The following is a 24,860-nucleotide window of genomic DNA, read 5'->3' on the forward strand; positions in this document are numbered from 1 at the left end:
ATGGCCGGACGCCCGCACGGTCAGAGCCTGAAGGTTTCCCCGAGGTAGACGCGGCGCACGTCGCTGTTGGCCAGCAGCGCGTCCGGCGCCCCCTGCGCCAAGACGCTGCCTTCGTTGAGGATATACGCCCGGTCGCAGATTCCCAAGGTTTCGCGCACGTTGTGGTCGGTGATGAGCACGCCGATGCCGCGCTGCTTGAGGTGGGTGACGATGCGCTGGATCTCGCCGACCGAGATCGGGTCGACGCCGGCGAAGGGCTCGTCGAGCAGCATCAGCCGCGGCTTGGCGGCCAGCGCGCGGGCGATCTCGCAGCGGCGGCGCTCGCCGCCGGACAGGCTGGCGCCGAGCTGGTCGGCGACATGGCCGATCTGCAGTTCGTCCAGCAGCGAGGCCAGTTCGCGCTCCTGGCCGGCGTGGTCCAGATCCTCGCGCAGTTCCAGCACCAGGCGGACGTTGTCGGCCACGCTGAGCTTGCGGAACACCGACGGCTCCTGCGGCAGGTAGCCGACGCCGAGCTTGGCGCGGCTGTACATCGGGTGCGCAGTGATGTCGTTGCCGTCGAGCACGATGCGCCCGGCATCGGCCTCGACCAGGCCGACGATCATGTAGAAGCAGGTGGTCTTGCCGGCGCCGTTGGGGCCGAGCAGGCCGACCACTTCGCCCGCTTCCAGGGTCAGGCCGAAGTCGCGCACGACCTCGCGCTGCCTGTAGCGCTTGCGCAGGCCTTCGGCGAGCAGCATCACTGGCCTCCTTGCCTGGGCTTGACGGGCGGCGTCGCGGCTGGCTTGGCCGCGGCCGGCGCCGCGCTCTTGGGCTGGATCACGGTGCGTACGCGGGTACCGTCGCCACCGCCCTGCATGTCGCCGGTCCTGGTGTTGTAGACCATGCGCTGCCCGGCATTGGTGCCCTTGGGCGAGGTCATCCGGTAGTTGCCGGTCAGCACCACCGTGTCGGTGCCGACCTTGTAGTCGATGGTGTCGGCCACCGCGTCCATCGGCGAACCGTCGTCCAACTGCTGTTTCAGCGTGGCCTGCTTGCCGGTGAGCACGACGCGATCGATCTCGCCGTTTGCGCGGAACAGATCGGCGGCGTCGGCGTGAATCTCCAGTGTGCCTTGGACAATGACCACATTGCCTGCGTAACGGACCTTGCCGTTATCGTCGAGCATGTTGCCGCTCTGGTTGGTGGAATCGATCGTCATCGGCTGATTCCGATCGGACGACTTGGCCATCGCCACGGCGGGCAGCAGCAGGGCCAGCAGCGCGAGCTTAGCGGGCAGCGTTGGGTTCATAGCGGGTCTTGACCTGTGAGAGGAGCTTGTACTGCCGGGACTTCAAGTCGACTTCGAAACCGACGCCGGACTGCATCATACCGGGCCGGGTCATGGTGACCGGTTCGGCGGTGCGCGCGGTGCTGGTCTGCGGGAAGACGTCCAGGCTCTGGGTGCGGAAGGTGGTGGGCGGGATGCTGGGGACCTTGGGGCTGTCGCCGGCGACGTCGCCGCGCAGGCGCAGTTCGTCGCCGCTGGCGCTGACCCAGCCGGTCTTGCTGCGCATTTCCCAGCGCTGGCCGTTGGCGTCGGGCAGCAGGAACAGCGGGCTCACGATCGCCATGGTCTGGTCGGCGCGGGCGCGTTCCATCTGCGGTGCGCGCAGGGTCATCGACTCCTTGCCCTGCTTGTCCAGGGTGACGATCTCGAAATCGTGCGCCACGTAGTCCGCGCGCGCCTCCTCGGTCGCCGCCCGCACTGGCTTGCTGCGCTGGTGCCAGGCCGACCAGCCGCTGATCACGGCGGCGACCAGCAGCAGGCCGCCGAGACAGGTGCGCCAGTTCATGCGCCATGCTCCTGCAGCAGCGAGGGGACGTGGCCTTGCGCAGCCAGCAGTACGTCGCACAGCGCGCGCGCGGCGCCTTCGCCGCCGCGCGCGCGGGTCAGCCAGTGCGCGTGCTCGGCGGTCCACGGATGCGCGTTGGCCGGGGCCACCGCCAGGCCCACCGCGCGCAGCGGCGCCAGGTCGGGCAGGTCGTCGCCCATGAAGCACACCTGCTCCAGACCCAGCCCGCGCGCGTCGCACAGCGCCTGGACCCCGGCAAGCTTGTCCGCGACCCCGATCTGCACCAGCAGGCCCAGTTCCTGGCCGCGCTTCTCGGCGGCCAGACTGGGCCGCGCGGTGATCAGCGCGACCTCGATGCCGTGCCGACGCAGCTGCACCATGCCCTGGCCGTCGAGCACGTTGAACGCCTTGCTTTCGTTGCCGTCGCGGTCGTAGTACAGACGGCCGTCGGTCAGCGTGCCGTCCACGTCGAAGCACGCCAGGCGGATCCGGGCGGCGCGGTCGATCAGGTCGGCGGGGAGGTCGGCCAGCGGGGAGTAGGGCATCGTTCGACTATACTGGGCAGGGAGGCAGGCCGGCTTTCCAGCGGCCAGTGCCAGCGGCGCGACGCGCCGGGGCAGGCGGTGAACAAGTTCAGGCTGTTAAACCACTCTGGCGCGCAACAGGTCGTGAATGTTGAGCGCGCCGACCGCGCGGCCGTCGCCATCGACCACGACCAGGCCATTGATCTTGTGGGTTTCCATCAGCCGCGCGGCCTCGGCGGCGAGCTGGTCGGCGCCGATCGTGCGCGGCTGCCGGGTCATCACGTCGGCGATACGGGTCTGGCGCACGTCCAGTGCGCTGTCCAGGGTGCGGCGCAGGTCGCCGTCGGTGAACAGCCCGAGCAGGCGCCCGTCGCCATCGACCACCGCGGTCATGCCCAGGCGCTTGCGGCTCATCTCCACCAGCGCCTCGCTGAGACTGGCGTCCTCGCCTACCCGCGGCAGTTCGTCGCCACTGTGCATCACGTCGGTGATGTGCAGCAGCAGGCGCCGGCCCAGGCTGCCGGCCGGGTGCGAGCGGGCGAAATCGTCGGCGGTGAAGCCGCGCGCGTCCAGCAACGCCACCGCCAGCGCATCGCCCAGCGCCAGCGAGGCGGTGGTGCTGGAGGTCGGCGCCAGGTCCAGCGGGCAGGCCTCGGCGGGCACGCTGACGTCCAGGTGCAGGTCGGCCTCGCGCGCCAGCGTGGACTGCGCGCGGCCGGTCATCGCGATCACCGGGTTGCCCTGGCGCTTGAGCACCGGCAGCAGCATCAGGATCTCGTCGGATTCGCCGGAATAGGACAGCGCCAGGACCACGTCGGCATCGGTGATCATGCCCAGGTCGCCGTGCCCGGCCTCGCCGGGGTGCACGTAGAACGCGGGGGTGCCGGTGGAGGCGAGGGTGGCGGCGATCTTGCGCGCCACGTGCCCGGACTTGCCCATGCCGGTGGCGACCACGCGCCCGCGCGAGGCCAGGATCCGCCGGCAGGCGGCGGCGAACTCGGCGCCGATGCGCGCGCCGACCGCGCCCAGCGCGGCCTGCTCGATCGCGACCACGCGGCGGCCGCTGGCGACCAGGCCGGCGTCGTCGATCGCGTCGGGGGACAGGGGCGATACAGCCATGCGGATGCCGGTCGGAGGGTAGAATGGCCGATCATTTTATTAGGAAAGCCCGTTGGACGCCGAAACCATCCGTAAACTGATCCAGGCCGGCCTGCCCGGCGCGCGCGTGCAGGTGCAGGGCGAGGACGGGGTGCATTTCGAGGCCACCGTGGTCAGCGCCGCCTTCGCCGGCAAGCTGCCGCTGGCGCGCCACCGCATGGTGTACGCGACGCTGGGCGAGCTGATGGGCGGGGCGATCCATGCGCTGGCGCTGACCACGCTCACGCCCGAGCAGGCCGATCGGCCGGTCGGCTGAACCACCCCGCCCGCGTTCCTTTTTCCTTTTGATTCCCGAAGACCCATGGCCAAAATCGTAGTGACCGGCGGCAACGCGCTGCACGGTGAAGTCAACATTTCCGGTGCCAAGAATGCGGTGCTGCCGATCCTGTGCGCGACCCTGCTGGCCGACGCGCCGGTGCGGATCGCCAACGTGCCGCAACTGCACGACGTGATCACCATGGTGAAGTTGCTCGGCGAACTGGGCGCGGAGGTCACCATCGACGAAGGCAACCCGACGCGCGGCAGCGCGATCACGGTTGATCCGCGCAGGGTCGACCAGCACGTGGCGCCCTACGAACTGGTGCGCACCATGCGCGCCTCGATCCTGGTGCTGGGCCCGCTGCTGGCCAAGTTCGGCGCGGCGGAAGTGTCGCTGCCCGGCGGCTGCGCGATCGGCTCGCGGCCGGTGGACCAGCACATCAAGGGCTTGCAGGCGCTGGGCGCGGAGATCAGCGTCGAGAACGGCTACATCAAGGCGACCAGCAACGGCCGGCTGAAGGGCGACCGCTACGTGTTCGACATGGTCAGCGTCACCGGCACCGAGAACGTGCTGATGGCCGCGGTGCTGGCCGACGGCACCACGGTGCTGGAGAACGCAGCGATGGAACCGGAGGTCGCCGACCTGGCCGGCTGCCTGATCGCGCTCGGCGCGAGGATCGAAGGCGCGGGCACCGCACGCATCGTGGTGCAGGGCGTGCAGCGCCTGTCCGGCGGTCGCCACGCGGTGCTGCCCGACCGCATCGAGACCGGCACCTTCCTGGTCGCCGCGGCGATGACCGGCGGCAGCGTCACCGTGCACCGCGCGCGCGCCGACACGCTCGACGCCGTGCTCGACAAGCTGGCCGAGGCCGGCGCCACGATCGAGACCGGCGCGGACTGGATCCGCCTGGACATGCACGGCAAGCGCGCGCGCGCGGTCAGCCTGACCACCGCGCCGTACCCGGCGTTCCCGACCGACATGCAGGCGCAGTTCATGGCGCTCAACTGCGTGGCCGACGGCGTCGGCGTCATCAACGAGACGATCTTCGAGAACCGCTTCATGCACGTCAACGAGCTGCTGCGCCTGGGCGCGGACATCCAGGTCGAAGGCCATACCGCGATCGTGCGCGGCAGCGGGCGGCTCAGCGGCGCGCCGGTGATGGCCACCGACCTGCGCGCCTCGGCGTCGCTGATCCTGGCCGGCCTGGTCGCCGACGGCGACACCACCATCGACCGCATCTACCACCTGGACCGTGGCTACGAGAACATCGAGGAGAAGCTGGGGGCGCTGGGCGCGTCGATCCGGCGCATCGCATGATCCTCAGCGGCCGCTTCAGCCGCCGGCGCAAGGTGCTGCTGGCGGTGGTGATCCTGGTGCTGGCCTGGGTCGGCTACGCCTGGCATGCCGGCATCGCCATCACCCAGGGCATCGAACAGCGCGACATGGACTGGAACGGCGACGGCCAGGTCAGCGGCGGTGAGATCGCGCAGGCGTTCTACGCGGTCGGCGTGACCCGCACCCAGGACGGCCCGCGCCAGTGCAGCACCTTCTACTGGCGCGACAGCGGCGCGCAGATCCGCGTGGATTGCCGCACCACGTTCGCGCCGGCGCAGAACAACAAGCCCGCCGAGAAGAAGTAGCGCCCGGCGCGGCGTGGCCGCTGCGCAGGGACGCGGCGGTCGCACTGCCGATCCGCCGGCCGCGCGCGACGCTGCGGACGGCAAACGAAAAAAGCGGACCGCAAGGCCCGCCTTTTTCGTGGGTGCCGCGAGGCCGATGCCTCAGCGCAGGGTCTTGATGGTCAGGTCCAGCGCGTCCTGGCCATTCTCGCGCTGCAGGATGCGCACCGGCACCGGCATGTCCGGCACCACCCAGGCGATGATCTCCTTGGAACCGTCGCTGCGGCTGACCCTGGTCGCCTGCTCGGTCCGGCCGTCGATGGTGATGGCTTCCTTGCCGGCCATGCGGTACGTCATCGGCTTGGCGCGGCCCTCGTCGACCATGCGGTAGCTGGGGGTCTTGCCGGCGTGGACGTCGCGCGCGATCGCCAGGTTGATCAGCAGCGCGTCCATGTCGCCGGGCTGCAGCTTCACCGGGCCGCGGCGGTCGGCCTTGACGTCGCCGGCCCAGGTCGCCTGCGCGGTGCTCCAGTCGTAGTTGGCGGTCACCGCCTTTTTCTTGATCAGGAACAGCGAGCGGTCGTCGCTGCTGAGCGGGCGCAGTTGGCCGCCTTTCTCCTCGAACACGGTGCTCTGGCTCAGGTCGGCGACCTGGTTCTTGATCGCCAGGCTGTAGCGCCAGCGGTTGCCGCCCTCACTGGCCAGGGTCATCACGCCGTTGGCCTGCATGCCCATGTAGCTGGCCTGGTAGTCCGCTTTGAACGGCTCCAGCGCGAGGGCCGGCAGGCTGGCCATGGTCAGCAGGGAAGCGGCGAGGACGGACAGCGGGCGGGCGTTGCGTGTCATGGTCAGACTCCTTGGTACTCGGTCAGGCGCAGGTCGATGCGGTCTTCGCCGTCTTCGCGCTGCAGGATGCGCACCGGCGTCGGCACGCCGTTGGCGATCCAGAGGATGGTCTCATTCCTGCCGCCATTGGTGCGCGAAATGCGCAGCGCGTCGTAGCTGAGATCGCCGACCTGCACCGTCTCGGTCTGCGTGGCGGCGTGGTAGACGTGTTCGCGCACCCGGCCGACGTCGACGAAACGGTAGCGCATGGTCTTGCCCGGCTGCGCGTCGCGCATGATCGACAGGTTGATCAGCAGCGCGCTCTGGTCGCCGGGCTGCAGCGGGATCGGCTGCTGGCGGTCCTTCTTCAGGTCGCCGTCCCAGCGCGCCACGCTCTGGCCCCAGTCGTAGACGCCGGTGACCTTCTTGCCGAAGAAGATCGCCTTCTTCACCGTGCTCTGGCTCTGCGGCACGTAGCGCCCGTCCTCGCTGCGGAACACCGTGCTCTGCGCGATGTTCAGGCCCAGGATGCTGGCGAAGCCGCTGCGGCCCTGCACGCCCAGGTCCACGCGCCACTGGTCGCCGCCGGTATGGCTGACTTCCATGCGTGCATCACCGGCCTGCTTGCCCTTGTACAGCGCCTGGTAGGTGGCCACGAACGGTTGCAGCGGCGGCGGCGTCCAGGCCGCCGCCGGCAGGCCCGGCACGGCCGCGCTGGGGGGCACAGGCGCGACGGGCAGGGGCGCCGTGGGCGCAGCCGGGGTGGCCGCCGGAGGCGCAGGCGCCTGCGCCAGCGCGCCGACGATCGGCGCCAGCAGGCCGAGGCCGGCCACGGCGAAAACAGAGAATTGACGCGGAACGGGCTTCATGGGGTCGGCTGCGAGGAGGAAAGGTCGGGCGCGAATGCGCCGCGGTGCATCGCACCGCAGTATCGTCGTATTCAGGGAACCAGCATGCCTTGGTAATCTAGGCGCAGCGGACTAAACCGGCACTGACCGTCGAGCCAGACCCTGCCGTCCCGTTCAGCCAGGCGCCCGGCTGCGGCCAACTGCAGCACCGCGCACAGCAGCCGGTGCTCGCCCGGCAGCAGCCGCTGCGCCAGGTCCCGCGGCCCGTCGCCGGCCAGCACCGGTACCCGCACCTGCGCGATCACCGCGCCGGCATCCAGCGCTGGCACCACGAAGTGCACGCTGGCGCCGTGTTCGGCATCGCCGGCCGCGATCGCCCGCGCATGCGTGTGCAGGCCGCGGTACTTGGGCAGCAGCGACGGGTGGATGTTGAGCAGGCGTCCGCCGAAGCGGCGCACGAAGCCGTCGCCGAGGATGCGCATGTAGCCGGCGCAGACGATCCAGTCCGGCTGCGCGGCGGCGACCGCCTCGCCCAGCGCCTGGTCGAAGGCGTCGCGGTCGGCGAAGGTCTTCGGCGCGGCCGTCCAGCGCTGCGCCGGCGCCACCTTGGCCAGCGCCGGCGCTTGCGCGCGGTCGCTGAACACGCCGACCACCTGCGCATCCAGCGTGCCGGCGGCGATCGCGTCGAGCAGCGCTTGCAGGTTGGAGCCGCGGCCGGAGACCAGCACCGCCAGGCGGAGGGTCATCGGCCGGACGTCCGGAACAGCGCGACGCTCGCCGGGCGCTGCGGCACCGGCGGGGTCCACATACCCATTGCCGTGCCCAGCGGGAATCCCAGGCAGGTCACCGCGGCGGTGAGGTTGCGCAGGCACAGCCGGCGGCGCTGGCGCAGCGCGCGCGCGGTCGGCACTTCCAGCACCAGCGAGACCAGCCCGAACGCCAGCAGCGCCGACAGCGGGACGATCGCCACCACGCCGGCCTGGGCCTGGTCCGGGCTTTGGCCGACGACGTTGAGTTGGACCTCGCGATGCACGCCGCAGGCCAGGAAACCACCCACCAGCAGCATCAGGCCCTGCAGTCCGGCCAGCACGGCGTACAGGGTCGCCAGGGCGCCCAGTTCGGACTCGGCGCGCAGGGTGTCCGCGTGGACGACGCCCGGAACGGGCAGGGGCGGGGGCAGCGACATCGTCGATCTCAGTGCTGTGAGGGGAGAGGGCGATCGGCGCGCCGCCACGGCCAGGCGCGCGCGCAGCCCAACGTGGCCAGCAGCATGTCCATGTGCGCGTCCCACGGGTCGCCCTGCTGGCCGTTGTAGGACTCGGCCTGCTCGGGCGAGAGCAGCAGCGCGATCAGCCATTCCAGCCATTCGTAGAGCAGGCTGGCGCACATGATCGCCATCGTCGCCAGCACGAACGCCTGGCGCGGCGACAGCGCCGGCCAGCGCTGCCGCGCGTGGTCGCGCAGCGCCGGCGCCAAGCACAGTCCGAACAGCAGCTGGATCAACCGGTCGGTGTGGTTGCGCTGCCAGCCGAACGCGGCGTTCGGCGACCAGCCGCCGCTCAGCGTACGCAGCCATTGGTTGTAGGGGACGTTGGAATACAGCCAGTGCGCGGCGACGCTGTGCACGCTGACGAACACGCAGATCGCGGCAAAGTGCGCGCTGCGCAGCGGCCGGCGGCGGTCGTGCCAGACTAGCCAGGCGATGCCCAGCACCGCCAGCGAGCTGTGCAGCACCTGTTGTTCCGCAGGCCGCAACGGATGCACCCAACTGGCGGCGAACACCAGCAGAGTCAGCGCCAACCAGGCGCGCTTGGCCGCCGCCATGCGCGGCTCAGCCGATGTGCACGCGTTCGCCGGCGCCGGCCGCCACCACCGCGCCGATCTGCCAATGCGCCAGGCCCAGCGTGTCCAGGCTGCGCTCCAGCGCGGCGACCTGATCGGGCGCGGCCACCAGCACGAAGCCGATGCCGCAGTTGAAGGTGCGCCACATCTCGCTGTCGGCGACCGCGCCTTCGTGCTGCAGCCACGCGAACACCGGCGGCAGGCTCCAGGCGCCGGCGCGGATGTCCAGGCCCAGGCCGTCGGGGATGACGCGGACGATGTTCTCGGTCAGGCCGCCGCCGGTGATGTGCGCCATCGCGTGGATGCCGTCGGCATGCGCGCCGCGCAGCAGCGACAGGATCGGCTTGACGTACAGCGCGGTCGGCGCCAGCAGCGCGTCGGCCAGGGCCACGCCGCCGACCTGCAGCGCGGCCGGGCGCCCGGCGCGGTCGTAGATGCGGCGGATCAGCGAATAGCCGTTGGAGTGCGGGCCGGAGGAGGCGATGCCGATCAGCACGTCGCCCTGGCGCACCCTGGCGCCGTCGAGCAACTGCGACTTCTCCACTGCGCCGACGGTGAAGCCGGCCAGGTCGTACTCGCCCGGCGGATACATGTCGGGCATTTCCGCGGTCTCGCCGCCGATCAGCGCGCAGCCGGCCAGTTCGCAGCCGCGGGCGATGCCGCCGACCACCGCCACGGTGGTCTCCACATCGAGCTTGCCGGTGGCGAAGTAGTCCAGGAAGAACAGTGGCTCGGCCCCCTGCACCAGCACGTCGTTGACGCACATGCCGACCAGATCGATGCCGATGGTGTCGTGGCGGCCCAACTGTTGCGCCAGCTTCAGCTTGGTGCCGACGCCGTCGGTACCGGACACCAGCACCGGCTCGCGGTACTTGCCGGACAGGTCGAACAGGGCGCCGAAGCCGCCCAGCCCGCCCATCACCTCGGGGCGGAAACTGCGCTTGACCAAGGGTTTGATGCGTTCGACGACGGCATTGCCGGCATCGATGTCGACGCCGGCGTCGCGGTAGGTCAACGGGGCGGCGGTGGGCTGGGAAGTGGTCACGGGCGGCGGCGGCGGCGGAAAGACGGCGATTTTAACAGGCCACATTGGCGCTACGGCCGCATTCGGGCAACAATTCGCCCCGAATACGCCGAGCTAATGGAACCTTCGATGCGCCGCAGCCTTGCCTTACTCCTGTCTTTCGCGCTGTGCCTGCCTGCCGCCGCCGCCCAGGCCCAGGCCGGCCTGCGCACCGAAGGCGACGTCGCCGGCGCGCAGAGCCCCTACGATGCCGAGGTGCCGGTCAACAGCCAGAACGAGGCCGACCGCAACGGCGCGCTGGCGCGCGCGCTGGGCGCGGTGCTCGGTAAGATCTCCGGCGACCGCGCGGCGATGTCGCGCCCGGGAGTGACCCAGGCGCTGCGCAACGCCAAGAACTTCGTCGACAGCTACGACTACCGGCAGGACCAGGGCACCTCGCCGAGCGGTGCGCCGACCTTCCGCACGGTGCTGATCGCGCGCTTCCGCCAGAACGACGTCGACGGCCTGGCCGCGGCGCTGGGCCTGCCGCTGTGGCCGCAGCCGCGGCCCAAGCCGGTGCTGTGGCTGGCGATCGACGACGGCAGCGGCCCACGCCTGGTCGGCGTGCAGCAGTCCAACGCCGTGCGCAGCCTGCTGGACCGCGCGATCGAGCGCGGCTACCGGCTCGGCCTGCCGACCGGCAGCGCCGCCGAGCAGGCGCTGGTCGGCGCGATCTGGCGCCAGGACACCGCCGCGGTGGCCAGCGCCTCGGCGCGCTACAGCCCGCCGATGCAACTGCTCGGCAAGCTGTATCGCGGCAAGTCCGGCGGCTGGACCGCCGACTGGGTCTTCGTCGACGGCGGCAAGGTGCTGTCCAGCTGGTCGGTCAGCGACGCCGATGCGCGCCGGGCCATGGCCGGCGGCGCCGACGGTGCCGCCGACGCGCTGGTCAAGCGCTACGCCAAGGCCGCCAGCATCGGCCCGCCCGGGGTCTACCGGGTTGTGATCGGCGGCATCGGCAGCGCCGGCGACTACCTGCGTGTGTCCGCGGCGCTGCAGAACAGCTCGGTGGTGCGGCGCATCGTGCCGGTCCAGGCCAGCGGCGACCGCCTGGAACTGGACCTGGACCTGCTCAGCGGCGTGTCCGGGCTGAACCGCATGCTCGGCGCCGACGGTCCGCTGCAGCCGGTGACGGTGCCGACCGAAGGCCCGATCATCCTCGACAACGAGCGCACGGAGTACCTGCTCAAATGATGCTGTCCCCCGAAGCGGAAATCGCGCTGTTCCTGCGCCGCCTGAAATGGGCGGCGGTGATCCTGGGCGTGCTGTGGGTGGTGTGGCTGCTGGCGCCGATCCTGACCCCGTTCGTACTGGCGCTGCTGCTGGGCTGGCTCGGCGATCCGCTGGTCGACCGCCTGGAGCGCGCCGGCCGCTCGCGCAACATGGCGGTGACGCTGGTGTTCGTGCTGATGCTGCTGTTGCTGGCGCTGGCGCTGGTGATCCTGGTGCCGATGCTGGAGCGGCAGATCGTCACCTTCATCAACGTGCTGCCGCAGGCGCGCGACTGGTTCATCGGCACCGCGATCCCCTGGGCCGAGCAAAAGACCGGGCTGCAGTTGATGGCCTGGCTGGATCCGGAGCGGCTGATCGACTGGATCCGCGGCCACTGGCAGCAGGCCGGCGGCGTCGCCGCGACCTTCTTCGGCTACCTGTCGCGCTCGGGTTTCGCGATGGTCACCTGGGTGGTGAACCTGGTGCTGCTGCCGATCCTGACGTTCTACTTCCTGCGCGACTGGGATCTGCTGGTGGAGCGCGTGGCCGCGACCATCCCGCGCAACCACATCGCCACCGTCAGCCGTCTGGCGCGGGAGTCCAACGAGGTGCTGGGCGCGTTCATCCGCGGCCAGTTCCTGGTGATGCTGGCGCTGGGCGTGGTCTACGCCGGTGGGCTGAGCCTGATCGGGCTCAATCTCGGCCTGCTGATCGGCATCGTCGCCGGCCTGATCAGCTTCATCCCATACCTGGGCGCGACCACCGGCATCCTGCTGGCGGTGCTGGCCGCACTGGTCCAGGCCAAGGGCTTCGACCTGCAGTTGCTGATCCTGGTCGGCGTGGTGTTCACCGTCGGCCAGCTGCTGGAGAGCTACGTGCTGACCCCGCGCATCGTCGGCGACAAGATCGGCTTGCATCCGGTGGCGGTGATCTTTGCGGTGATGGCCGGCGGCCAGCTGTTCGGCTTCCTCGGCATGCTGCTGGCGCTGCCGGTGGCGGCGGTGGCCAACGTGCTGCTGCACTACTTGCACGAGCAGTACCGGCAGAGCGAGCTGTATGCCGGCGACAAGTCGGCGATCCTGCTCGATGCCGGCAGCGAGCGCACGCCGGTGATCGAACTGCCGCCGCGCAGCGCCGACCAGCCGTGAGCGTGCCGCAGCTACCGCTGGCGTTGCGCTATCGGCCGGAACAGCGCTTCGACCGCTATGTCGGCGCGCCGGCGGGGGTGCTGGCGCAGTTGCAGGCCGTCGCCGACGGCAGCGACGTGGACTGGATCTACCTGTCCGGCCCTGCCGGCACCGGCAAGACCCACCTGGCGCTGGCGCTGTGCGCGGCGGCCGAGCAGGCCGGGCGCCGCGCCGCCTACCTGCCGCTGCAGGCCGCGACGGGGCGCCTGCGCGATGCGCTGGAAGCGCTGGAAGGGCGCGACCTGGTCGCACTGGACGGGCTGGAAGCGATCGCCGGGCAGCGCGAGGACGAAGTGGCGCTGTTCGATTTCCACAACCGTGCGCGCAGCACCGGGGTGACTCTGCTGTATACCGCGCAGGCGATGCCCGACGGCCTGGCGCTGTGCCTGCCGGACCTGCGCTCGCGGCTGGCGCAATGCACGCGCATCGCGCTGTCGCCGCTGGACGATGCCGGCCGTGCCGCGGTGCTGCGCGAGCGCGCGCAGCGTCGCGGCCTGGTGCTCGAAGATGCGGCGATCGACTGGCTGCTGGCCCATGCCGGCCGCGACCTGGCCGGGCTGGTCGCACTGCTGGAGCGGCTGGACCGCGAATCGCTGGCGGCGCAGCGCCGGGTCACGCTGCCGTTCTTGCGGCGGGTGTTGGAGGAGCCGGGAGCCGGGACCCGGGACCCGGGACCCGGAAGAAGCTGAACATGTCCGCGCCCGCATGCGGCGGCTGGCGCCAGGCTTTCCCAGACCGGATTCGATCGTCCGCCTCGCGCGCTGGACGTGGACTCGCCGGAACTCAGCTCTTGCCGAGCCCCGAGTCCCGGGTCCCGAGTCCCGGCGCACGACCCAGCGCGCCATCCAGCGCCGCCAGCCGCTGCGGCGTACCGACGTCGGTCCAGCGGCCACGGTGGTGCAGGCCGTGGATGCGGCCGGCGGCCATGTGCGCCCGCAGGATCGGCGCCAGCGCGAAGCGCGGCGGGGTCGCGTTTTCTGCGAGCGGGGCGGCGAACGCCGCCTGCCAGTCGCGCAGCAGTTCCGGACGATAGACGCCGATGCCGGCATAGGTCAGCAGCGCGGCGCCGTCGCTGCGCACGCTGGCGTCGGCATGCAGCGCGAAATCGCCGTGCGCGGCATAGGCCGGCGGATCGACCAGCACCAGCTGCGCCAGCCCGGCCGGTTCCGGCGCCAGCCGCGCGAAATCGAAATCGGTCCAGATGTCGCCGTTGACCAGCAGGAACGGCGCCGGCCCGAGCAGCGGCAGCGCATGCAGCATGCCGCCGCCGGTTTCCAGCGGCGTGGCGCCCTCGCAGGAATAGGTGATGCGCAGGCCGAACGCGCTGCCGTCGCCGAGCACCTGCGGGAACTGCTCGGCCAGCCACGAGGTATTGATCACCGCCTCGCGCACGCCCAGCGCAGCGAGCCTGCGCAGGTGCCAGACGATCAGCGGCGTCCCGCCCGCCTGCAGCAGCGGCTTGGGCGTGCGTTCGGTCAGCGGACGCATGCGTTCGCCGAAGCCGGCGGCGAAGATCAGCGCCTTCATGCGCCGGCCGCCGCGCGCCGCGCCAGCGCCGGCTTGATCCGGGCATGCAGCAGCTGCGCCAGCGGCTGCAGTGCGTGATGCCGCGGCAGCACCTCGTCCAGGTAGCCGATGAAACGCGGCACGTTGTCCAGATACCATGCCTTGCCGTCGCGGTAGTGCAGCCGCGCGAAGATGCCCAGGTTCTTCAGGTGGCGCTGTACGCCCATCCACTCCGCGTCGCGCAGGAATCGCGCCAGCGGCGGCACCGCGATCCCGGCCTGCAGCGCGCGCGCGTGGTAGCACGTCAGCCAGGCGTCGATCCGCGCCAGCGGCCAGCTCACTGTGGTGTCCTTGAACAAGCTGATCGGATCGTAGGCCACCGGGCCGCGCACGCAGTCCTGGAAATCCAGCACCGCCGGGCCGTCGGCCACCGGCATCAGATTGCGCGGCATGAAGTCGCGGTGCACCAGTACCTGCGGCTGTGCCAGCGCGTTGTCCATCAACTGGCGTTGCACGGCGTGCAGCGCGTCGCGGTCGGCGGCGTCCAGCGCCAGCGCCAGGTGGCGCTGCAGGAACCACTCATCGAACAGCCCGGCGTCGCGCTGCAGCAGCGCCTCGCCGAACACGCCCAGCTGCGGCGGCGGCACGATCGCCTGCAGGCGCAGCAGCTGCCCGAGCGCGGCGTCGAACTGCGCATCGGCCGACGCCGCGTCCAGGGTTTGCGCCATGGTCGGGCCGCCCAAGTCTTCCAGCAGCAGGAAGCCGGCGTCCACGTCCTGCGCCAGGATCGCCGGCACGCGCACGCCGCCGTGCCGCAGCAGCGCGTGCATGCGCAGCCACGGCCGCACGTCCTCCAGGCCGGGCGGCGAATCCATCAGCACGCGGCTGGGGTCGGTACCGTGGCTGCGCCAGTAACTGCGCCATCCGGCGTCGATGGACGCGCGCCGCAGCGTCGCCTGCGCGTCGCCCAACGCGCTGCGCGCCCAGCGCAGGCGCCGTTCCGCGCGCGCGTCCTGAGCATCGGGAAGATCGGAACTGGAACTCATCGGCGCGCCGCGGCGAACATTGGCCGCACAGCGTAAACGCGCGGCGCCGGCGTGGCGAGCCGTGCCTGGACCTCAGCGCTTGCCGAGGAACAGCCGCAGCAGCGCAAGCAGAACGATGGCGCCGAGCAGCGCGCCGAGAAAACCGGCCGGCTCGCCGCGGCTGTACCATCCCATGTAGTGGCCGAACCAGCCGGCCACCAGCGCGCCGGCGATGCCGAGCAGGATGGTGAACAGGCAGCCGGAGCGGCCGCCGCTCGGGCCCAGGAAGCGCGCCAGCAGGCCGACCACGAAGCCGACCAGGATGACGTACAGCCAGCTGTCGCTGCCGAACAGATTGTGCATGGAGGCGTACCGAGGCGTGGAAGTGAAGCGGATCGTGCCAGATTCGGCGGCCACGCGGGCGTACACGCCGCCGCGGCCGGCACCGGCCTTTTAGCGGCCGTGCAGGCACGACTTGCACATGCGCCGCCTGCCGCCGAATCCCGTCGTATACAGCGTCGGCGTGCGCCGGCCGGCGCACGCCGTGCGTTCAGCAGCAGCCGTGCCCGCCGTGCTGCTCGCCACCGGCCAGCGCGGCGGCGCCGGTGGTCTCGCCGCGCACGCTGGCGGCATGATGCTCAGCGATCACCTTGGACACGCAGGCGGTGACCCGCTTGCCCATCGGCAGGTGCAGGAATTCGTTCGGCCCGTGCGCGTTGGAATGCGGGCCCAGCACGCCGGTGATCATGAACTGCGCGCCGGGGAACTTCTCGCCGAGCATGCCCATGAACGGGATCGAGCCGCCTTCGCCCATGTACATCGCCGGCTTGCCGAACGCCGCCTGCGACGCGGCCTCGATCGCCCCGGTCAGCCACGGCGATTGTGCTGGCGCGTTCCAGCCCGAGGACGACTTCTCCAGCGCCAGCGTCACCTGCGCGCCATATGGTGGATCGCGCAGCAGCACGTCCTTCAGCAGCTCGCCGGCGCGCTTGCCGTCCAGCGTCGGCGGCAGGCGCAGCGACAGCTTCACTGCGGTCTGCGGGCGCAGCACGTTGCCGGACGACGCCAGCGGCGGCAGGCCGTCGGCCCCGGTCACCGACAGCGCCGGGCGCCAGGTGCGGTTGAGCACCAGCTCGGCCGGGTCGTGGTGCATCGGGCGCATCCCGGGCAGGAACGGGAACTTGCTGTAGACCTCCTCGCCCAGCACCTCGGCGACCCTGCGCGCCTGCGCCAGGCGTTCGTCCGGGATCTCCGCGTACAGGCCCTCCACCTTGATCTTGCCGGTGGCCTCGTCCTCCAGCCGCGACAGCAGCTCGCGCAACACGCGGAAGCTGGACGGCACTACGCCGGAGGCATCGCCAGAATGCACGCCTTCGCTGAGCACCTTGACACTGAAGTTGCCGCCGGCCAGGCCGCGCAGCGAGGTGGTGCACCACAGCTGCTCGTAGTTGCCGCAGCCCGAATCCAGGCACACCACCAGCGACGGCTTGCCGATGCGCTCGGCCAGGTGGTCGACATAGGCGGGCAGGTCGTAGCTGCCGGATTCCTCGCAGGCCTCGATCAGCACTACGCAGCGCGCATGCGCGATGCCCTGGTCCTGCAGCGCCAGGATCGCCGCCAGCGAGCCGAACAGCGCGTAGCCGTCGTCGGCGCCGCCGCGGCCGTACAGGCGGTCGCCCTTGAGCACCGGCGTCCACGGGCCCAGGTCGGCGTCCCAGCCGGTCATCTCCGGCTGCTTGTCCAGGTGCCCGTACAGCAGCACTGTGTCGGCGCCGGTCTCGGTGCCGGTGGCCGGCACGTCCAGGTAGAGCAGCGGCGTGCGCCCGTCCAGTTGCACCACCTCGACCTGCAGGCCGGGAATCGCCTGCGCGCGCGCCCAGCGCTCCATCAGCTCCACCGCATCGGCCATGTAGCCGTGTGCGACCCAGTCGGCGTCGAACATCGGCGACGTGTTGGGAATGCGGATGTAATCGACCAGTTGCGGGACGATGTCGTCGTCCCATTTTTCGCTCAGGAAGCGGTCGATCTTGGCGTTGTCCATGGGGAACTGCGGAACTCATCGCAAATGTGAGGAGATGCGCCATTCTACGCCGCCGCTCCCACGTAGGGTTTTTCCTACACTGCGACGCGCTGTTTACCTGCTGTTTGGAAAGGCCAATGGCGATAGGCTGTACCCATGTGGCGAGGGATGCTCTCCAATGCCGGCAGGGGAGGCCGGCGAAGTCCCCATCCCCGTCACAAAGGAGTGTCGCCATGCAGTCTTTTATTGTGGTCCTGAAGTCCCTGGTCCTGACGTTGCTGCTGACCGGTTCCGCGCTGGCCGCGGACAAGGTCAACATCAACTCCGCTAGCGCAGCGGAAATCGACCGGGTGTTGATGAACGTGGGTGCCTCTAAGGCGCAGGCGATCGTCGACTACCGACAGGCACACGGTCCCTTCAAGAACGCCGAGGATCTGGCGTTGGTGAAGGGAATCGGACTCAAGACGGTCGAACGGAACCACGACCGGATCGAAGTGGGAGCCACAAAGGCGACCACGCCGAAGGCCGCCGGGACGGCGGCTGTCAAGCCAGTACAAAGGCGTTGAAGGGATTTGAAAGCTAAAGGGATTTAGAAGCGTCAAGGGAATTGAAAAGGAACGGGATACGGCTGGCGTAGGACGCGCGGTCGCAACCTCGCTGAGCAGGACGCGCAGGGGGACGGCAGGAAGCCGACAAGGACGTACAGCGTCGCCCGGTGTTGCACAATGACGTGCAGCCGGGCGACGTTTTTTTATGGGCGAAGGTTGCTTTTGGCAGTGCGTCTGGCGGTTGCCGGAAGCAGCCCGGGCCGCCGCATTGCCGCACATCGCCCGTCCCTACTCCATTGCATCATTGAAATTGGATGCATTGTCCTCAGAGAGTCAGGCATGCCCCGAACGATAGTGACTTCTGGACAACGCACTGAACTCGTTGCCGTGATACGCAAGCGCCATGGCGACGCGGCGCTTGCGCGTCGTGCGCGTTGCGTGCTGCTGTGGGTTGAGGGAGAACGCCGTGTGGACATTCTGTCCAGGCTTGCGTGCATCGATGCGTTCGTTTCGAAATGGACCTGGGCGTTCGAGGCACAAGGCCTGGCTGGCCTGGTGTCCTTGCCCCCAGGTCGAGTGACCACCCGCTCGGTGGCCAAGCTGGAGGCGCGGGTGCTCAATATCGCATGCTCCAGCACTTGCCCCGCGACGGCTCGAGGCATTGGAGCAGCCGCGAACTGCTGAGAGCTTGTTCACGATCTTTTGAGCAGCAGCGTCAGGAATGTCAGATGGAAGAACTGCAAGCTGGTGTTGCGTTTGCGCTCGCAGTTCTTCCACAGCCTTCGGTTTTTCTCCAACCACGCAAAGCTGCGCTCGACGCTCCAGCGCTTGGGCATGACCTTGAAGGTGTGCAGTCCGCTGCGTTTGGCGATCTGCGCCGTGACCTGCTCGCCCAGGAGCTCTCGCACGCCTTCGGCGAACGGTTCTGCGGCCTAGCCGCTATCGCACAACAGGCTTTGCACTTGTCCCAGGTTTGGCTTGCAGCGATCCAGGCATTGGAGTGCGCCTTTGCGGTCGGTCACTTCCGTCGTCCTCACCGCGACAGCCTGCGGCAGGCCTTCTATCGACGGCAATGTGACGCTTGATCCCCGAGACCTTCTTGCCGGCGTCATCGCCTTCTGGCCGGCCGTGTCCGTGTTCTTCACGCTCTGCGCGTCCACGGTCAAGAACGTGCTGCCAGCGCTGCGCCCCTGTTTCTCTCGTGCCGCGCCAACCTGATTTTTTGCGGCCAGCGCCCATGGCGCAGTTGACGCGGCCAACTCAGGGCAGCGGCAGGGGGCACGGTGTCTGCCGGTGCCAGGCCCAGCGGTTGCAGCGCCACGGGCCGGCAACGCGGCGCGGCGCCACGCGCGGCGCCCGCGATCCGCTCCAGCCGCGCGCGCTGTGCAGCCGATGGAAGCGGCCGTGTTCGAAGAACACATGGTCGGCCTGCGCGGTCAGGTCGAACACACGCCGATCCAGGCCGTTGCGCGGCGCATTGCCGCGCTTCCCGTGCAGGCGCGCGTCGCCGAGCGGCCGACACCGGTTCGTAGTCGCCGGCGGCGATGCACCATTGGCGCTGCACCGGCCCGTAGTCGGCCAGGGTTCTGGGTTCGGCGACGATGCTGACGCGGCGGGTCCTGCCGGGCTTGAGGCTGAGCTTGTCCCAGCCGACCAGGCGGACCGGCGTGTGCTGACCCTGTGGCAGATGCAGATACAGCTGCGGCACGTCGGCGCCTTCGCGTGGGCCGCGGTTGCGCACCTCGCGCTCCAGCGCCTTCATCCGCGCTCGCTCCTCCGTCGTCAGGCCTGGGCGCAACCCTTGGTCGCGCTCGGCCCGACGCACCCAGTTGCCCAGCGTCTCGGCCGCGCACCCGATCTTCCCGGCAATCGACGCGAGCGCCGCCCACGGCGAACTGTGCTCGCCTTGATGCTCCAGCACCATCCCAACTGCTCGCTCCCGCACGTCCGGGCAATACGTCACTGCCTGCTTGCTCATGACGCCATCCTCTCAACAGTTGGAGCCTCCTGGAATCCCGCGGCGGTTCAGTGGCAGCATCTCCTGCAGCGCGATCGCGTCCGGATGCAATTCGCGCAGGCTCCGCATGAACTGGCTGCGCCGCCGCGGCCAGTCGAGCTTGTCGTGGTACAGGTTCAGTGTGGTCACGCTGAGGGTCGGGGTGTCCTCGGCGGTCGGGGCGCAGGCGCGGCGAAGGCCGGACAGGCCAGCGCGAGCGCCAGGCGAAGGAGTCCTGAAAACGTTCCCATAGCGGGGCGTACAACCGCTCTGGTGTTGAAGGGAAGGTCGCATCGGGGGAGGCGGGGAGGGAGGCGCCGCTGGCGGCGAGGACGGCGCTTCGTCGCTGCGCATCACCGGATACAGCCGGTATTGCGTGTCCCAGGAGGAATGGCGGCGGTGGAAGAATTCCAGCCGCGCGTGCGGATCCTTGGCGAAGGCGGCATCGTGTGCGAGCTTGGACTCGAATTCGGCCTTCAGTGCCGGGGCGCTGGCCAGCATCTGCCGCGCCACGTCCTCGGCGACATAGTCTTCCATATACTCCGTACGCTCGAAGGCGCTGTTGAACTCGCCCCACTGCAGCAGCGAATCGGGCGCCTGCGGTTCCAGCAGCGCCATCAGCAACCGCGCCTTGGGCTGGGCGATCGGCACGAACAGCGCGCCGGCGCCGACGGCGCGGGTGTCGGGTTGCCAGGTGCCCTGGACCGTGAGCCGCTGGCGGCCTTCCGAGGAACGTGCGGCGAAGCCGGCGTCGTCGGCGCGGAAGCTCTGCACCGGCAGCGTGGCGCCGCGCTCCAGGGTGCGGAAGGCGATGCCGTGCTGGCGCAGCTTGGCGGCGACCAGCGCGGCCTGTGCGGCCGGCACCAGGTAGCCGGCGCGTGGCGCGGCGACCTCGACGCTGGGCACAATCCGGTCGCGTAGCGGTACCCGCCAGAGTTGCGGCGTGCGTTCGTCGTAGCGGGTCATCAGTGCGCCGGACACCGGTGAGAGCGTGCGGGTATAGGCGTAGCCGCGGAAATCCACCAGCCGCGACTGCTCGGTGGTGCGGTAGTCCAGCGCCACGGTGCGCCCGCCGAGCCGCTGCGCGCGCGCGTCCGCGGCCAGCGCATCGGCGCGCCAGCGGCTGCCGTGGCGCGCCACCTGCTGCAGCACCGAGACGATGGTGTTGCGGGTGATGCGCACGCGCTCGGGATAGCGCTTCCACGAATGCGTCTCCACCAGCATGCCGAAGCGGTTGCGCAGATGGAAATAGCCATGCGAGAAGCGTGGCGTCGCCACGTCGTCCTCGAAGCCGGAGGCCGGATCGTCGTCGACCACGAACGAGGGGTAGTAGGGCAGCGGCAGCGAGCCCTGCCGTTTCAGGTCGGCGAGCACGCCCTCGCGCAGGCGCAGGCCATCGCCGCGCAGCGCGTCGTCGCCGACATGCAGCGGCTCCACCTGCACCGACACGTCGTGTTCGAACTGTGCGCCGTCGGTGACGTGCAGGTCCACGTACAGCAACGGATCCCATTGCTCGACCAGGCGCAGCATCGCCTGCATCTCCGGCGCGTCGGCCTTGACGTAGTCGCGGTTGAGGTTGAGGTTCTGTGCGGTGGTGCGCCAGCCCATCTGCTCGGGGCCGCGCTGGTTGGGCCGGTTCCAGGCGCCGAAGCGCTCGTGGCCGTCGACGTTGAATACCGGCACGAACAGCCACACCTGCTTGTCCAGCGCGCCGCGTGCGGCCTGGCCGTCGAGCAGCTGGCGCAACGCCAGGAAGCCGGCGTCCTTGCCGTCGATCTCGCCGGCGTGGATGCCGCCCTGGATCAGCACCACCGGCAGTGCGCGCGCCGCCGCCGCCGCCGCATCCAGCGCGCCGGAGGTGGATACCGCCAGCGCCTTCATCGGCCGGCCCTCCGGCGTGGTGCCGAAGTCGAAGCAGCGCACCGCCTGGGGATAGCGCTGCGCGAACGCATCGCACAGCGCGACGGTCTCGGCGTAGCGGCCGGTGCGCGCGTAGCCGCTGCGCTCGGCCTCGGTGGACAGGGCTGCATCGCTGGCCATGAGTGGCATGTTGCACAGGAGCATCGGCAGCAGGAAGAGGGCCAGGCAGGGTCGGATCATCGCAGCGGCGTCCAGGGAGAGGCGTCCATGATGCGTGCAGCGCGCCGTTTGCGAAAGCGCCGGCGTGCCGGCGCGGCCGCGGCCGGCGGTTCGATTCGCCGCGACGATCGGGTAATCTTCTGAAAATTTTGCCTGGACGAGGGCCTGTGACGAACGAACGATCGACGAGGGGTCGCGCATGAGCGCGACGAGCGCACCCGGCGCCGCGCGGATGCCGCGGCCGATCGCCTACATCATCGGCAACGAGGCCTGCGAGCGTTTCAGCTTCTACGGCATGCGCAACATCCTGGTGCAGTTCCTGATCACCTCGCTGCTGCTGCAGGAGGTGACGGCGCCCGGCCGCGAGGCCGAAGCCAAGCACATCCTGCACAGCTTCATGATCGGCGTGTATTTCTTCCCGCTGCTCGGCGGCTGGCTGGCCGACCGCTTCTTCGGTAAGTACGACACCATCCTGTGGTTCAGCCTGGTGTATTGCGCGGGCCACGCCTGCCTGGCACTGTTCGAGGGTAGCCGCGGCGGTTTCTTCCTCGGCCTGTGCCTGATCGCGCTGGGCGCCGGCGGGATCAAGCCGCTGGTGGCCTCGTTCATGGGCGACCAGTTCGACCAGCGCAACAAGCACCTGGCCAAGGTGGTGTTCGACGCGTTCTACTGGATCATCAACTTCGGCTCGCTGTTCGCCTCGCTGCTGATCCCGCTGGCGCTGAAGAACCTGGGCCCGGCGTGGGCGTTCGGCATTCCCGGCATCCTGATGTTTGTGGCCATGCTGGTGTTCTGGGCCGGGCGCCGTCGCTACGTGCGCGTGCCGCTGCCGCCGAAGGACCCGCACGGCTTCGCCCAGGTGGTGCGCAGCGCGCTGTTGCGGTGCGTGCCGGGGCAGGGACGGCCGGGCCTGGTCCTGGCCGCCGTCGCGGTGGCGCTGGCGCTGGGCAGCGTTGCACTGCTGCCGACGCTGGGCATCGTGATCTGCTTGTGCCTGGCGCTGGTGCTGCTGCTGGCCGGCATCGGCGGTGGCACCTGGTGGCAACTGGAGCGTGCCCGCGCGGTGCATCCGGACGCGGCGGTGGACGGCGTGCGCGCCGTGCTGCGGGTGCTGGTGGTGTTCGCGCTGGCGACCCCGTTCTTCTCGCTGTTCGACCAGAAAGCCTCGACCTGGGTGCTGCAGGGCCAGCAGATGCAGATGCCCGAGTGGTTCAGCGCCTCGCAGATGCAGGCGCTGAATCCGGCGCTGGTGATGTTGCTGATTCCGTTCAACAACCTGGTGCTGTACCCGCTGCTGCGGCGCGGCGGTTACGAGCCGACCGCGCTGCGAAGGATGACCGCAGGCATCGCCTTCAGCGGGATGGCCTGGATCGTGGTCGGCATGCTGCAGGTGGCCATGGATGGCGGCGACGCGCTGTCCATCGCCTGGCAGATCCTGCCGTACGCGCTGCTGACCTTCGGCGAGGTGCTGGTGTCGGCGACCGGGCTGGAGTTCGCCTACAGCCAGGCGCCGCAAGCGATGAAGGGCGTGGTGATGAGCTTCTGGAACCTGACCACCACGGTCGGCAACCTGTGGGTGCTGCTGTCCAACGCGGCGGTGCGCAACGACACCGTCACCGCGCACATTGGCAGCACCGGGCTCAGCGAGACCGCGTTCCTGATGTTCTTCTTCGCCGCGTTCGCCTTCGCCGCCGCGCTGATGTTCGGCCTGTACGCACGCCGTTACCGCATGGTCGACCACTACCGTCCCGCCTGAGACCCCCGCATGCCCTCCGTCACCCCCGTCAACCTGATCCTGATCGTCCTCACCGTACTGGTGTCGTGGGCGGCGTTCAACAACCGCAAGCTGCTCGACCGGCTGATCCTGTGGCCGCCGGCGATCGACCGGCGCAAGCAGTACGACCGGCTGCTGACCTATGGCTTCATCCATGCCGATTTCCCGCATCTGTTGTTCAACATGATCACGCTGTACTTCTTCGGCGGCCCGATCGAACGGCTGATGGAGCGGCTGACCGGCAGCCTGCTGACCTACCCGCTGTTCTACCTGGCGGCGCTGCTGATCTCGATCCTGCCCAGCTACCTGAAGAACCAGAAGAACCCGAACTACATGAGCCTGGGTGCGTCGGGCGCGGTCTCGGCGGTGCTGTTTGCCTACATCCTGCTGGCGCCGTGGACCGGCATCTATTTCTTCTTCATCCCGATCCCGATCCCGGCGATCGTCTATGCGCTGTTCTACGTGGGCTACAGCATCTGGATGGACCGCCGCGGCGGCGACAACGTCAACCACAGCGCGCACCTGACCGGCGCCGGATTCGGGGTGATGTTCCTATTGATCATGGAGCCGGCGGTGCTGCAGCACTTTCTCGACGCGCTGGCCAATCCGCGCTTGGGCCGCGGCTAAGAACCTGTTCACGATCTTTCCCGGGTAGTGCAAACTCTGCGGATGCGCACAAAGACGTATCCGAGTGCCATGAGCCGGGAGCGGTTCGAGCAGATCCGCCCCATTCTGGAGCAGGCGCGCAAGCGTACCAAGCCACGGACCGTGGATCTGTAGGACGTGTGGTGCGCGGTGCTGTACCTGCTGCGCACCGGCTGTCAGTGGCCAGCGCTGCCCAGCGACTTCCCGAAGTGGCGCACCGTGCACTGCTACTTTGCCAAGTGGAGCGAACCAGACGATGAAGGAGTGAGCCTGCTGGAGCGGGCGCTCAAAAAATCAGGTTGGCGCGGCCCGCCAGGGACAGGGGCGCAACGCTTGCAGCACGTTCTTGATCGTGGACGCACAGAGCGTGAAGAACACGGACACGGCCGGCCAGAAGGGTTATGACGCGGGCAAGAAGGTCTCGGGGATCAAGCGTCGCATCGCCGTCGATACCCAAGGCCTGCCGCATGCGGTCGCGGTGACGACGGCGGAAGTGACCGACCGCAAAGGCGCGCTCCAATCCCTGGATCGTTGCAAGCCGAACCTGGGACACGTGCAAAGCCTGTTGTGCGATAGCGTCTATACCGGAGAACCATTCGCCGAAGGCGTACGAGAGATCCTGGGCAAGCAAGTCACGGTGCAGATCGCCAAACGCAGCGAACTGCACACCTTCAAGGTCATGCCCAAGCGCTGGAGCGTCGAACGCAGCTTTGCGTGGCTGGAAAAGAACCGAAGGCTATGGAAGAACTGCGAGCGTAAGCTCAACACCAGCTTGCAGTTCATACACCTGGCATTCCTGACACTACTACTCAAAAGATCGTGAACAAGTTCTAAGCGCCCACCGGGCTGCCGCGCGTATGCGCCGGCGGCCGGCGAAGGGCGATGCTCGGGAGTG

Annotated in this window: 24 protein-coding genes and 5 pseudogenes; 10 read left to right on the forward strand and 19 right to left on the reverse strand. The window is 69.4% G+C overall.

The genetic code is table 11. The annotated features are described in order from the left end of the window. Positions 1 to 20: 20 nt before the first annotated feature. From lptB to G4Q83_RS05735, 5 genes are all read right to left on the reverse strand, one after another. Complete coding sequence (gene lptB / locus G4Q83_RS05715) at positions 21 to 740, reverse strand: LPS export ABC transporter ATP-binding protein (protein ID WP_128418998.1); 720 nt, start codon at positions 738 to 740, stop codon at positions 21 to 23. Continuing rightward, positions 740 to 1,291, reverse strand: coding sequence for a lipopolysaccharide transport periplasmic protein LptA (gene lptA / locus G4Q83_RS05720; protein ID WP_128418997.1), 552 nt, complete (start codon positions 1,289 to 1,291; stop codon positions 740 to 742). The genes lptB and lptA overlap by 1 nt, the downstream gene beginning before the upstream one ends. After that, a complete protein-coding gene (gene lptC, locus G4Q83_RS05725; RefSeq protein WP_128418996.1) occupies positions 1,269 to 1,835 on the reverse strand; it encodes an LPS export ABC transporter periplasmic protein LptC in 567 nt (188 codons plus the stop codon). The genes lptA and lptC overlap by 23 nt, the downstream gene beginning before the upstream one ends. Next, complete coding sequence (locus G4Q83_RS05730; protein ID WP_128418995.1) at positions 1,832 to 2,380, reverse strand: KdsC family phosphatase; 549 nt, start codon at positions 2,378 to 2,380, stop codon at positions 1,832 to 1,834. The genes lptC and G4Q83_RS05730 overlap by 4 nt, the downstream gene beginning before the upstream one ends. Positions 2,381 to 2,476: 96 nt before the next feature. Next, entirely contained in the window at positions 2,477 to 3,478 is a 1,002-nt protein-coding gene (locus G4Q83_RS05735) for a KpsF/GutQ family sugar-phosphate isomerase (protein WP_128418994.1), read from the reverse strand. 52 nt (positions 3,479 to 3,530) lie between these two features. Here G4Q83_RS05735 and G4Q83_RS05740 point away from each other — a divergent pair, with 52 nt between their 5' ends. Genes G4Q83_RS05740 through G4Q83_RS05750 form a run of 3 tightly spaced genes read left to right on the forward strand, consistent with a single transcriptional unit; the run spans position 3,531 to position 5,416 of the window. Continuing rightward, positions 3,531 to 3,773: a BolA family protein gene (locus G4Q83_RS05740; RefSeq protein ID WP_128418993.1), complete on the forward strand. Its 243-nt coding sequence runs from the start codon at positions 3,531 to 3,533 to the stop codon at positions 3,771 to 3,773. Between the two features lie 45 nt (positions 3,774 to 3,818). Further along, a complete protein-coding gene (gene murA / locus G4Q83_RS05745) occupies positions 3,819 to 5,093 on the forward strand; it encodes a UDP-N-acetylglucosamine 1-carboxyvinyltransferase (RefSeq protein ID WP_128418992.1) in 1,275 nt (424 codons plus the stop codon). Continuing rightward, positions 5,090 to 5,416, forward strand: coding sequence for an EF-hand domain-containing protein (locus G4Q83_RS05750; RefSeq protein WP_128418991.1), 327 nt, complete (start codon positions 5,090 to 5,092; stop codon positions 5,414 to 5,416). Before murA ends, G4Q83_RS05750 begins: the two co-directional genes overlap by 4 nt. Before the next feature lie 141 nt (positions 5,417 to 5,557). Here G4Q83_RS05750 and G4Q83_RS05755 read toward each other — a convergent pair whose 3' ends face one another. The 6 genes from G4Q83_RS05755 to purM all read right to left on the reverse strand — a co-directional run bounded on the left by G4Q83_RS05755 (position 5,558) and on the right by purM (position 9,925). Continuing rightward, entirely contained in the window at positions 5,558 to 6,241 is a 684-nt protein-coding gene (locus G4Q83_RS05755; protein WP_128418990.1) for a DUF3108 domain-containing protein, read from the reverse strand. 2 nt (positions 6,242 to 6,243) lie between these two features. Further along, complete coding sequence (locus tag G4Q83_RS05760; RefSeq protein WP_128418989.1) at positions 6,244 to 7,089, reverse strand: DUF3108 domain-containing protein; 846 nt, start codon at positions 7,087 to 7,089, stop codon at positions 6,244 to 6,246. A gap of 71 nt (positions 7,090 to 7,160) precedes the next feature. Further along, positions 7,161 to 7,814, reverse strand: coding sequence for a phosphoribosylglycinamide formyltransferase (gene purN, locus G4Q83_RS05765; protein ID WP_128418988.1), 654 nt, complete (start codon positions 7,812 to 7,814; stop codon positions 7,161 to 7,163). After that, entirely contained in the window at positions 7,811 to 8,254 is a 444-nt protein-coding gene (locus G4Q83_RS05770; RefSeq protein WP_128418987.1) for a hypothetical protein, read from the reverse strand. Before G4Q83_RS05770 ends, purN begins: the two co-directional genes overlap by 4 nt. Before the next feature lie 8 nt (positions 8,255 to 8,262). Next, on the reverse strand, positions 8,263 to 8,892 hold the full coding sequence (locus G4Q83_RS05775; protein WP_128418986.1) for a DUF2238 domain-containing protein: 630 nt from the start codon (positions 8,890 to 8,892) through the stop codon (positions 8,263 to 8,265). A gap of 7 nt (positions 8,893 to 8,899) precedes the next feature. Beyond that, a complete protein-coding gene (gene purM / locus G4Q83_RS05780) occupies positions 8,900 to 9,925 on the reverse strand; it encodes a phosphoribosylformylglycinamidine cyclo-ligase (protein WP_246432370.1) in 1,026 nt (341 codons plus the stop codon). Between the two features lie 126 nt (positions 9,926 to 10,051). Between purM and G4Q83_RS05785 the strand changes: the two genes are divergently transcribed. Genes G4Q83_RS05785 through hda form a run of 3 tightly spaced genes read left to right on the forward strand, consistent with a single transcriptional unit; the run spans position 10,052 to position 13,061 of the window. After that, entirely contained in the window at positions 10,052 to 11,167 is a 1,116-nt protein-coding gene (locus G4Q83_RS05785; RefSeq protein ID WP_128418984.1) for a DUF2066 domain-containing protein, read from the forward strand. Continuing rightward, on the forward strand, positions 11,164 to 12,333 hold the full coding sequence (locus G4Q83_RS05790) for an AI-2E family transporter (protein WP_128418983.1): 1,170 nt from the start codon (positions 11,164 to 11,166) through the stop codon (positions 12,331 to 12,333). The genes G4Q83_RS05785 and G4Q83_RS05790 overlap by 4 nt, the downstream gene beginning before the upstream one ends. Beyond that, positions 12,330 to 13,061: a DnaA regulatory inactivator Hda gene (hda, locus tag G4Q83_RS05795; RefSeq protein WP_128418982.1), complete on the forward strand. Its 732-nt coding sequence runs from the start codon at positions 12,330 to 12,332 to the stop codon at positions 13,059 to 13,061. The genes G4Q83_RS05790 and hda overlap by 4 nt, the downstream gene beginning before the upstream one ends. 94 nt (positions 13,062 to 13,155) lie before the next feature. Here the strand turns inward: hda and murU are convergent, their stop codons facing one another. The 4 genes from murU to G4Q83_RS05815 form a co-directional block, all read right to left on the reverse strand. Next, positions 13,156 to 13,899: an N-acetylmuramate alpha-1-phosphate uridylyltransferase MurU gene (gene murU, locus G4Q83_RS05800; RefSeq protein WP_128418981.1), complete on the reverse strand. Its 744-nt coding sequence runs from the start codon at positions 13,897 to 13,899 to the stop codon at positions 13,156 to 13,158. Beyond that, positions 13,896 to 14,924, reverse strand: coding sequence for an aminoglycoside phosphotransferase family protein (locus tag G4Q83_RS05805; protein ID WP_128418980.1), 1,029 nt, complete (start codon positions 14,922 to 14,924; stop codon positions 13,896 to 13,898). Before G4Q83_RS05805 ends, murU begins: the two co-directional genes overlap by 4 nt. 72 nt (positions 14,925 to 14,996) lie before the next feature. After that, complete coding sequence (locus G4Q83_RS05810) at positions 14,997 to 15,266, reverse strand: GlsB/YeaQ/YmgE family stress response membrane protein (RefSeq protein WP_128418979.1); 270 nt, start codon at positions 15,264 to 15,266, stop codon at positions 14,997 to 14,999. A gap of 187 nt (positions 15,267 to 15,453) precedes the next feature. Continuing rightward, entirely contained in the window at positions 15,454 to 16,944 is a 1,491-nt protein-coding gene (locus G4Q83_RS05815; RefSeq protein WP_128418978.1) for a M20 family metallopeptidase, read from the reverse strand. 212 nt (positions 16,945 to 17,156) lie between these two features. On the opposite strand from G4Q83_RS05815, the gene G4Q83_RS05820 reads away from it, so the two are divergent. Continuing rightward, a complete protein-coding gene (locus tag G4Q83_RS05820) occupies positions 17,157 to 17,489 on the forward strand; it encodes a ComEA family DNA-binding protein (RefSeq protein WP_128418977.1) in 333 nt (110 codons plus the stop codon). Positions 17,490 to 18,163: 674 nt separating this feature from the next. Here the strand turns inward: G4Q83_RS05820 and G4Q83_RS05825 are convergent. The 4 pseudogenes from G4Q83_RS05825 to G4Q83_RS05845 all read right to left on the reverse strand — a co-directional run. Beyond that, positions 18,164 to 18,695, reverse strand: a pseudogene (locus G4Q83_RS05825) (IS5 family transposase); the annotation flags it as partial. Between the two features lie 313 nt (positions 18,696 to 19,008). Then, positions 19,009 to 19,233: pseudogene (locus G4Q83_RS05830) on the reverse strand (fibronectin type III-like domain-contianing protein); the annotation flags it as partial. Further along, positions 19,207 to 19,449: pseudogene (locus G4Q83_RS05835) on the reverse strand (transposase); the annotation flags it as partial. The pseudogenes G4Q83_RS05835 and G4Q83_RS05830, both read right to left, overlap by 27 nt. 363 nt (positions 19,450 to 19,812) lie before the next feature. Next, a pseudogene (locus tag G4Q83_RS05845) lies at positions 19,813 to 21,567 on the reverse strand (M14 family metallopeptidase); the annotation flags it as partial. Positions 21,568 to 21,745: 178 nt separating this feature from the next. Between G4Q83_RS05845 and G4Q83_RS05850 the strand changes: the two are divergent. From G4Q83_RS05850 to G4Q83_RS05860, 3 genes and pseudogenes are all read left to right on the forward strand, one after another. After that, positions 21,746 to 23,302 (forward strand): POT-type proton-dependent oligopeptide transporter, encoded by a 1,557-nt coding sequence (locus G4Q83_RS05850; RefSeq protein WP_128418976.1) that lies wholly within the window; start codon positions 21,746 to 21,748, stop codon positions 23,300 to 23,302. A 9-nt stretch (positions 23,303 to 23,311) separates the two neighbouring features. Beyond that, the gene (locus G4Q83_RS05855) at positions 23,312 to 23,947 is read left to right on the forward strand and encodes a rhomboid family intramembrane serine protease (RefSeq protein ID WP_128418975.1); all 636 of its coding nucleotides are present in this window, start codon (positions 23,312 to 23,314) and stop codon (positions 23,945 to 23,947) included. 42 nt (positions 23,948 to 23,989) lie between these two features. Then, a pseudogene (locus G4Q83_RS05860) lies at positions 23,990 to 24,788 on the forward strand (IS5 family transposase). The last annotated feature ends 72 nt before the right edge of the window (positions 24,789 to 24,860 follow it).

Origin of the sequence: Xanthomonas theicola (assembly GCF_014236795.1) — a bacterium.
GTDB classification, from domain to species: Bacteria; Pseudomonadota; Gammaproteobacteria; order Xanthomonadales; family Xanthomonadaceae; genus Xanthomonas_A; species Xanthomonas_A theicola.

Coding starts and splice junctions, on each gene's coding strand:
- lptB (WP_128418998.1), bottom strand. CDS start 740: ATGCTGCTCGCCGAAGGCCTGCGCAAGCGCTACAGGCAGCGCGAGGTC.
- lptA (WP_128418997.1), bottom strand. CDS start 1,291: ATGAACCCAACGCTGCCCGCTAAGCTCGCGCTGCTGGCCCTGCTGCTG.
- lptC (WP_128418996.1), bottom strand. CDS start 1,835: ATGAACTGGCGCACCTGTCTCGGCGGCCTGCTGCTGGTCGCCGCCGTG.
- G4Q83_RS05730 (WP_128418995.1), bottom strand. CDS start 2,380: ATGCCCTACTCCCCGCTGGCCGACCTCCCCGCCGACCTGATCGACCGC.
- G4Q83_RS05735 (WP_128418994.1), bottom strand. CDS start 3,478: ATGGCTGTATCGCCCCTGTCCCCCGACGCGATCGACGACGCCGGCCTG.
- murA (WP_128418992.1), top strand. CDS start 3,819: ATGGCCAAAATCGTAGTGACCGGCGGCAACGCGCTGCACGGTGAAGTC.
- G4Q83_RS05750 (WP_128418991.1), top strand. CDS start 5,090: ATGATCCTCAGCGGCCGCTTCAGCCGCCGGCGCAAGGTGCTGCTGGCG.
- G4Q83_RS05755 (WP_128418990.1), bottom strand. CDS start 6,241: ATGACACGCAACGCCCGCCCGCTGTCCGTCCTCGCCGCTTCCCTGCTG.
- G4Q83_RS05760 (WP_128418989.1), bottom strand. CDS start 7,089: ATGAAGCCCGTTCCGCGTCAATTCTCTGTTTTCGCCGTGGCCGGCCTC.
- purN (WP_128418988.1), bottom strand. CDS start 7,814: ATGACCCTCCGCCTGGCGGTGCTGGTCTCCGGCCGCGGCTCCAACCTG.
- G4Q83_RS05770 (WP_128418987.1), bottom strand. CDS start 8,254: ATGTCGCTGCCCCCGCCCCTGCCCGTTCCGGGCGTCGTCCACGCGGAC.
- G4Q83_RS05775 (WP_128418986.1), bottom strand. CDS start 8,892: ATGGCGGCGGCCAAGCGCGCCTGGTTGGCGCTGACTCTGCTGGTGTTC.
- G4Q83_RS05785 (WP_128418984.1), top strand. CDS start 10,052: ATGGAACCTTCGATGCGCCGCAGCCTTGCCTTACTCCTGTCTTTCGCG.
- G4Q83_RS05790 (WP_128418983.1), top strand. CDS start 11,164: ATGATGCTGTCCCCCGAAGCGGAAATCGCGCTGTTCCTGCGCCGCCTG.
- murU (WP_128418981.1), bottom strand. CDS start 13,899: ATGAAGGCGCTGATCTTCGCCGCCGGCTTCGGCGAACGCATGCGTCCG.
- G4Q83_RS05805 (WP_128418980.1), bottom strand. CDS start 14,924: ATGAGTTCCAGTTCCGATCTTCCCGATGCTCAGGACGCGCGCGCGGAA.
- G4Q83_RS05810 (WP_128418979.1), bottom strand. CDS start 15,266: ATGCACAATCTGTTCGGCAGCGACAGCTGGCTGTACGTCATCCTGGTC.
- G4Q83_RS05815 (WP_128418978.1), bottom strand. CDS start 16,944: ATGGACAACGCCAAGATCGACCGCTTCCTGAGCGAAAAATGGGACGAC.
- G4Q83_RS05820 (WP_128418977.1), top strand. CDS start 17,157: ATGCAGTCTTTTATTGTGGTCCTGAAGTCCCTGGTCCTGACGTTGCTG.
- G4Q83_RS05850 (WP_128418976.1), top strand. CDS start 21,746: ATGAGCGCGACGAGCGCACCCGGCGCCGCGCGGATGCCGCGGCCGATC.
- G4Q83_RS05855 (WP_128418975.1), top strand. CDS start 23,312: ATGCCCTCCGTCACCCCCGTCAACCTGATCCTGATCGTCCTCACCGTA.